Annotated in this window: 7 protein-coding genes; 5 read left to right on the top strand and 2 right to left on the bottom strand. The window is 37.8% G+C overall.

From position 1 onward, the window contains the following. Positions 1–78: 78 nt before the first annotated feature. Complete coding sequence (gene grxC / locus FJR38_RS10215) at positions 79–399, bottom strand: glutaredoxin 3 (RefSeq protein WP_168498083.1); 321 nt, start codon at positions 397–399, stop codon at positions 79–81. 515 nt (positions 400–914) lie between these two features. Between grxC and FJR38_RS10210 the strand changes: the two genes are divergently transcribed. From FJR38_RS10210 to FJR38_RS10190, 5 genes are all read left to right on the top strand, one after another. Beyond that, positions 915–1,988, top strand: a complete 1,074-nt coding sequence (locus FJR38_RS10210) for an amino acid ABC transporter substrate-binding protein (RefSeq protein ID WP_168498081.1) — start codon at positions 915–917, stop codon at positions 1,986–1,988. Positions 1,989–2,034: 46 nt separating this feature from the next. Further along, complete coding sequence (locus FJR38_RS10205) at positions 2,035–2,961, top strand: amino acid ABC transporter permease (protein ID WP_168536821.1); 927 nt, start codon at positions 2,035–2,037, stop codon at positions 2,959–2,961. A gap of 64 nt (positions 2,962–3,025) precedes the next feature. Continuing rightward, the gene (locus FJR38_RS10200; RefSeq protein WP_174763949.1) at positions 3,026–3,292 is read left to right on the top strand and encodes a hypothetical protein; all 267 of its coding nucleotides are present in this window, start codon (positions 3,026–3,028) and stop codon (positions 3,290–3,292) included. 60 nt (positions 3,293–3,352) lie between these two features. Beyond that, positions 3,353–4,498 (top strand): amino acid ABC transporter permease, encoded by a 1,146-nt coding sequence (locus FJR38_RS10195; protein ID WP_168537224.1) that lies wholly within the window; start codon positions 3,353–3,355, stop codon positions 4,496–4,498. 332 nt (positions 4,499–4,830) lie between these two features. Continuing rightward, entirely contained in the window at positions 4,831–5,571 is a 741-nt protein-coding gene (locus tag FJR38_RS10190) for an amino acid ABC transporter ATP-binding protein (RefSeq protein ID WP_168536819.1), read from the top strand. Positions 5,572–5,690: 119 nt separating this feature from the next. On the opposite strand, the gene FJR38_RS10185 is transcribed toward FJR38_RS10190, so the two are convergent. Next, complete coding sequence (locus FJR38_RS10185) at positions 5,691–6,740, bottom strand: WD40 repeat domain-containing protein (RefSeq protein WP_168536817.1); 1,050 nt, start codon at positions 6,738–6,740, stop codon at positions 5,691–5,693. Between the last annotated feature and the right edge of the window lie 138 nt (positions 6,741–6,878).

The raw sequence follows: 6,878 nt of genomic DNA, 5'->3' as shown, positions 1-6,878 counted from the left end.
CCCTGCCCCTGCTCCCTGCTCCCTGCTCCCTGCTCCCTGCTCCCTGCTCCCTACCCCCTGCTCCCTGCCTCTTCTCTGTCACTTGTCATCTGTCAACTGAGATAACAGGGGGTCAAGTTGAGCTTTTGTATCTAACTGATACAGGTCATCACAACCGCCAATATGTTGATTATTAATGAAGATTTGGGGGACGCTGCGGCGGCCGTTGGCGCGTTCGGCCATGTTGGCTCTGGCTGTTTCGTCGCCGTCAATTTTGTATTCTGTAAAATTAACGCCTTTCCACCACAGTAGCATTTTGGCACGGATGCAGTAGGGGCAAGTTTGCCAAGTGTATATCTCAACATTAGCTTTAATGCGTTCTGGATGGCGACCTAGAAGGGAGTTGATAAAATTCGGCATATTATTCACTTATGAATTGGTGTTAGCGATATTTTTGGGCGCATTACCCTGCGCCCCTACAGATGATATATTTATCACCAATATCAAAAAATCTGGCAATTGTCTTCTACCTTTTTAGGGTTATTGTGAAAAACTGGATTGTCAATAACTCAGAGCTAAAGCCACTGAGCTTGTAAAGAACAAACTTTACGTGTTTGACTAGCCCATTGAGACTAATCCTGATACGCACTTCCGAATGCTTCCCTAGTATGGCTTACGCCACGCTACGCCACGCTACGCTATCGGATTATCTGCAAGACTGTTTGTTCAGTCGTTGGGTTAAGCCAAGACATTTTGGATTAGTTGGGCGAGGGGACTTAAACAGGTTTGCTAGTTCCTGGGATTATATCCATTCAAAAACTAGCATTCTCATGACCACAGCGGTTAAAACCGTGGTCAGTGAGCCTGTCGAACTGCTCGTGTCGCTTCCCTCTCAGGGCTAAAGCCGCTGAGTTTCCTACTTACCGCGAGGTCTTATGAAATTTAATAAATTCTCTGTAATTTTATCTGGTATTGCAATTATTCCCTTAATTTTTGCTCTGAGTGCTTGTAGTGATGAACCACAGAACAACGTCAATAGTCCTCAAGGACAAGTTACTCGCGTTCTCTGGAGTCGCATTAAAAGCCGTGGCCAGCTTGTTTGTGGGATTAGTGGTGAACTACCAGGATTTAGTTTTGTAGGGACTGACGGCAAATATAGCGGCATTGATGTTGATATTTGTCGAGCGATCGCCGCCGCAGTATTTGATAATGCAGATGCTGTAGAATATCGCACTCTCAATGCGAAAGAACGGTTTACAGCTTTGCAAACTGGAGAGGTAGATGTTCTCAGTCGTAATACTAGCTGGACTTTTAGCCGCGCTACTGCCCAAGGTTTAGATTTTGCACCTGTGGTATTTTATGATGGTCAAGCTGTCATGGTTCGCAAAAATAGCAATATTAAATCTGTAAAAGACCTGAAAGACAAAGCTATTTGTGTGCAAACTGGAACTACTACTGAACAGAATTTAGCAGACCAAATGCGAAAACAGGGTATTACTTATAAACCCGTTGTTTTTGAAGATGTGAATGTTACTTTTGCTACTTATACAGAAGGGCGTTGTGATGCTATAACCACAGACCGTTCGGCGTTGGTTTCCCGACGCACAACCCTAGCTAAACCTGAAGATAACGTTATTTTAGATGATGTTCTTTCTTCCGAACCTCTTGCGCCAGCAGTTGCTAAAGGTGATACTCAGTGGAGTGATATAGTTACGTGGACTATTTACTCTTTGATAAAAGCGGAAGAATTGGGGATTAATTCGCAAAATTTAGCCGAGTTTGCAAATAGTCAAGATCCCGATATTAAACGTTTTTTAGGAACAGAAGGAAACCTGGGGGAAGGAATTGGTTTAACAAATGATTTCGCTGCCAGAATAATTAAACAAGTTGGTAATTATGGCGAAATTTATGATCGCAATTTGGGAACAAAGACAAATATAAATCTCCCCCGTGGACAAAATCAACTAGGAACAAAAGGAGGATTACTTTATTCTCCACCCTTTAGGTAAATAATTGACAATTGACAACTAAAAACTGACTAATTACCAATTATTAATGACTAATTCTAAACCTCCTTTATGGCGTGATCATCGGTTTTGGCAAAGTGCTATCCAGGTACTTGTTTTATTTTTAGCAGTATTTATAGTTCTAATATTGTGGGGAAATGTCAGACGAAACTTACAGCAATTAGGAATTCAATTCGGTTTTAATTTTCTCAAGAGACAAGCATCTTTTGATATTGGTGAAACCTTAATTAACTATAAACCAACGGATGCTTATAATTACGCTTTATTAGTGGGATTAATTAATTCTCTCAGGATAGCAGTAATGGGAATTTTTCTTACCACAATTGTGGGGATTACTGCGGGCATTGCGCGATTATCAGATAATTGGTTAGTCAGAAAAATTAGTCTAGTTTATATAGAGATTTTTCGGAATACACCATTATTATTACAATTGCTATTTTGGTACTTTGCGGTTTTCTTGAGTTTTCCCAAAGCAGATAATAAAAGTTCCTTTTTAGGTTTGGTTAATTTTAGCCAAAATGGAATTGAATTTCCTTGGTTTACCTTATCTCCAGAGTTTTCCAGTTTATTATTAGGGTTGACTTTTTACACAGGTGCGTTTATTGCGGAAATTGTGCGCGGGGGAATTCAATCAGTACCAAAAGGACAAGCAGAAGCAGCTAAATCACTGGGGTTAAAACCAAGTTTAGCAATGCGATTGGTGATTTTTCCCCAAGCCTTGCGGGTGATTATTCCCCCATTAACCAGTCAATATCTTAATTTAACAAAAAATTCCAGTTTAGCGATCGCTATCGGTTATCCTGATATTTATTTTGTTGCTTCTACGACTTTTAACCAAACGGGAAAAGCACTGGAAGTGATGCTGTTAATTATGATTACTTATCTCACTTTGAGTTTAATGATTTCCCTGACTATGAATTTATTTAATCGTTCTGTGCAAATTAAAGAAAGATAAATCGCTTTCCGCTTTCTATTCCTATTTGCTAAAATTGTAATCATCACAATACTAATTAATCCCTATGTACTCCACCAATCCACACCAAGAACTCTTGCAAGCGATCGCTAACCTTAACGATCAACAAATCCCACTTGTCTTGCAATTTATTTCATCCCTAGAAACACCTATTAACAATTATCCAACTTCAGCTAAAACAGTTTTAGAACGAATGGGTGGTTATCCCAAATTTTTACTAGAAGGATCAGGAGATTTGTCAGATAGAGATGTACGCAAAAAAGCGATCGCTGACATAATTCAAGCAAGACATCAAACAAGAAATTATGAATAATTATCCCATGATTTGAATTTAATTGCATATTTTTACCTTAATTAGACTGACATTTTTATGATGATTAAACTAACTTGGTTTAGAAAAAATCTCTTTAATAATTGGTACAATAGTTTACTAACTGTTGTTTGTTTTATATTTCTATTTTGGCTAGTTCAAGGATTTGCAACTTGGTTAATTACTAAAGCACAATGGCAAGTAATTCAAGTTAATTTACATTTATTTTTAGTAGGAAGATTTCCCCAAAGTTTATATTGGCGGATTTGGGTTATTTTGGGAATATCTACAACTTTAACCGCACTGACTGGGGGTGCATTTACCACAAAAGCCATATTCGTAAAACGCAATTTTATGATTTTTGCTTTTATCGTTTGGATTTTATTGTATCTTTTACCCATAGCATTAGCAAGCCGTTTATACCTACTATTAATAATAGGTTTGACAGTTGCAGGTTTGATAATTGGTCAAAAATTTACTCAAATTATCACACCTTGGATTTCTCTAATTTGGTTATTATCTTTTCCCGTAATTGTTTGGTTACTTGGTGGTGGTTTAGGATTACAACCTGTATCTACAAATTTATGGAATGGGTTATTACTTACCCTATTAATGGCAATAATTAGTATTGTCCTTTCCTTCCCTATAGGAGTTTTACTCGCATTAGGAAGAACAAGTAATTTACCTGTAGTGCGTTGGTTTTCTATTCTCTATATTGAAATTCTCAGAGGATTACCATTAATTGGTATTTTGTTTTTAGCCCAAGTCATGTTACCCTTATTCTTACCAGCAAACTTACGTTTAGATAGATTAATTAGAGGAATTGCCGGACTAATATTATTTAGTGCAGCATACATGGCTGAAAACGTGCGTGGGGGACTACAAGCAATTCCCAAAGGACAAATAGAAGCAGCAAAAGCACTAGGATTAAATACACCTTTAGTATTAATATTAGTCATCTTACCCCAAGCCTTACGCGCAGTCATTCCTGCAATTGTTGGTCAATTTATTGGCTTATTTAAAGATACTTCACTTTTATCATTAGTAGGATTAGTAGAATTAACAGGAATGGCACGTTCTATATTAGCACAACCACAATTCTTAGGAAGATATGCAGAAGTATATTTATTCATTGGTTTGATTTATGGACTATTTTGTTATTCAATGTCCTTAGCTGCTAAAAAATTAGAAAAAAAATTAATATCGTAGGTTGGGTTGACGGAAGGAAACCCAACATTTATCAAATGTTAAACTACACAAAAGGAATAACTGTCAGAATCAGGATATCCAGGATTAAAGGATGAACAGGATGAATAACAATGATTTTATCACCAATTACCCGTAGGTTGGGTTGACACAAGGAAACCCAACATTTATCAAAATTTAAACTACACAAAAGGAATAACTGTCAGAATCAGGATAGCCAGGATTAAAGGATGAACAGGATGAATAACAATGATTTTATCACCAATTACCCGTAGGTTGGGTTGACGCAAGGAAAACTAAAATTTCTCAAAATTTAAACTACACAAAAGGAATATATGACAGAATCAAAACCGATAATTATCGCTGAAAACGTTCACAAATGGTATAGTAAATTTCACGTTCTCCAAGGAGTCAGTTTAAATGTAGAACGAGGAGAAGTCGTTGTTTTAATGGGACCCTCCGGTTCAGGAAAATCAACCTTTATTCGCACATTTAACGCCTTAGAAGAATATCAACAAGGAACTATTACCATTGACGGAATTACCCTCAGTCATGATTTAAGAAATATTGAAACAATCCGTCGAGAAGTGGGAATGGTATTTCAGCAATTTAACTTATTTCCCCATTTAACAGTTTTAGAAAATATCACCTTAGCACCAATATATGTCCGCAAAACATCCAAAGTTAAAGCCGAAGAATTAGCAATGCAATTATTAGAAAGAGTGGGAATTTTAGCACAAGCACAAAAATATCCAGGACAATTATCCGGTGGACAACAACAACGAGTAGCCATAGCCCGTGCATTAGCAATGCAACCGAAAATCATGTTATTTGATGAACCCACATCAGCATTAGATCCAGAAATGGTGAGAGAAGTTTTAGACGTAATGCGAAATCTTGCTAATGACGGAATGACAATGGTAGTTGTTACCCACGAAGTCGGATTTGCGCGAGAAGTTGCTGATAGAGTAGTGCTAATGGATAGTGGTTTATTAGTTGAATCCTCCACCCCCGACACCTTTTTTACTAATCCCAAAGAAGAAAGAACCAGGAAATTTTTATCCCAAATCCTGTAATTAAAAAATACAAAGACACAAAATCAATCTCTCCTATCTTCTTCTTTTCTTCCTTCTTCTTTTCTTCCTTCGTGTCCTTCGTTCCTATCCCTTCGGGACGCTCCGCGAACGTGGTTCATTCAATCCGTATTCCCCAAACAAGTTGACCAAATGATTAATTCACCTTGTTCACCACCAGCGGCTAATAACTGTCCTTGAGGATGCCAACATAGAGTAGAAAAACCTGCCGAAGTCTCAGTAAAAATCTGTGATACTTCTTGATTTTCATCCCACAAACATAGCCAACCATCAGCACCAGCAGAAGCGAGAATATCACTTTGGGGTGCAAAAGCGATCGCATTAATAATATCCACATGATTGCTTAATACTTGCGCTTCCCAGCCCACCGATTCATCTTCAGACTTTTCCCATAAAACTATTCCTTCCACGCTGGAAGCAGCCAAAATTGGCGCACCTGTGGGGCTTTTTAGGTCTGACCAAGCTAATTGACGAATTTTGCCCGGAAAGCCACGCATGACCCAAGGATCAGGATTTTCCCATTCTAAGACGGTGAGAGTCCGATCCATATTCCCAGATGCTAAATATTTACCATCACTGGACCATGCGATCGCTATACTAACGGTAGGCATGGAAAGTACAAATGGTTCATCGTCCCAATCTTGACTAGACCAAATTTTCACCCCTTTATATCCATTAATAGCCAAATATTGGCCATCTTTACGCCAATCAATTCCCAAAATAGAAGAATCATTAAAATTCAGAGTAGCAATAACTTCTGATGTGTCTGCATCCCAAATCTGCACATAACGTCCTAAACTAAAAGCTAGTTGATTATGAGTAGGACTCCATGCTAATTGATCAACCCAAACAGGCGCATTTTCTAAAGTGCTAATTAATTGATCTCCGCACCAAATTTTTACTTTTCCATCTTGTCCAGCAATGGCTAAATATTTACCATCATGGGAAAAAGCCAGACAATTTATTGCTTTATCTGTAGCAGTTTGTAAGCTTGTTAATTCGCCATTTTCCCATAAAACAACTTCTCCAGCAGCAGAACTAGCTGCTAATTTTTTCCCTTGAGAAGACCAATCTAAAGCGGTGACATAATCTGCAAGTCTTGTTGAATAATGTTTTGTAAATTCTGGGGATGTTCTTGTTTTTAAGTTCATAATTTTTATCTTGTATTTTTAGGATATATTGGGCGACTAGTACCGCAGGGCGGAATTAAAAATTAAAAATTAAAAATTACAAAAGCATATTACACAAGCTTCTTGAGAATTCTTAATGGTTGGTTGACTTACGCCGTA

The sequence above is a fragment of the Anabaena sp. UHCC 0253 genome, from assembly GCF_009712085.1.
GTDB lineage: Bacteria > Cyanobacteriota > Cyanobacteriia > Cyanobacteriales > Nostocaceae > Dolichospermum.
Note: the sequence above shows the minus strand (reverse complement) of the source record. Positions and strands in the feature narration are given on the sequence as shown.

Bases quoted from the DNA above. Each gene is read 5' to 3' on its own strand.
- FJR38_RS10205 (WP_168536821.1), top strand. From the start codon at position 2,035: ATGACTAATTCTAAACCTCCTTTATGGCGTGATCATCGGTTTTGGCAA.
- FJR38_RS10190 (WP_168536819.1), top strand. From the start codon at position 4,831: ATGACAGAATCAAAACCGATAATTATCGCTGAAAACGTTCACAAATGG.
- FJR38_RS10210 (WP_168498081.1), top strand. From the start codon at position 915: ATGAAATTTAATAAATTCTCTGTAATTTTATCTGGTATTGCAATTATT.
- FJR38_RS10185 (WP_168536817.1), bottom strand. From the start codon at position 6,740: ATGAACTTAAAAACAAGAACATCCCCAGAATTTACAAAACATTATTCA.
- FJR38_RS10200 (WP_174763949.1), top strand. From the start codon at position 3,026: ATGTACTCCACCAATCCACACCAAGAACTCTTGCAAGCGATCGCTAAC.
- FJR38_RS10195 (WP_168537224.1), top strand. From the start codon at position 3,353: ATGATTAAACTAACTTGGTTTAGAAAAAATCTCTTTAATAATTGGTAC.
- grxC (WP_168498083.1), bottom strand. From the start codon at position 399: ATGCCGAATTTTATCAACTCCCTTCTAGGTCGCCATCCAGAACGCATT.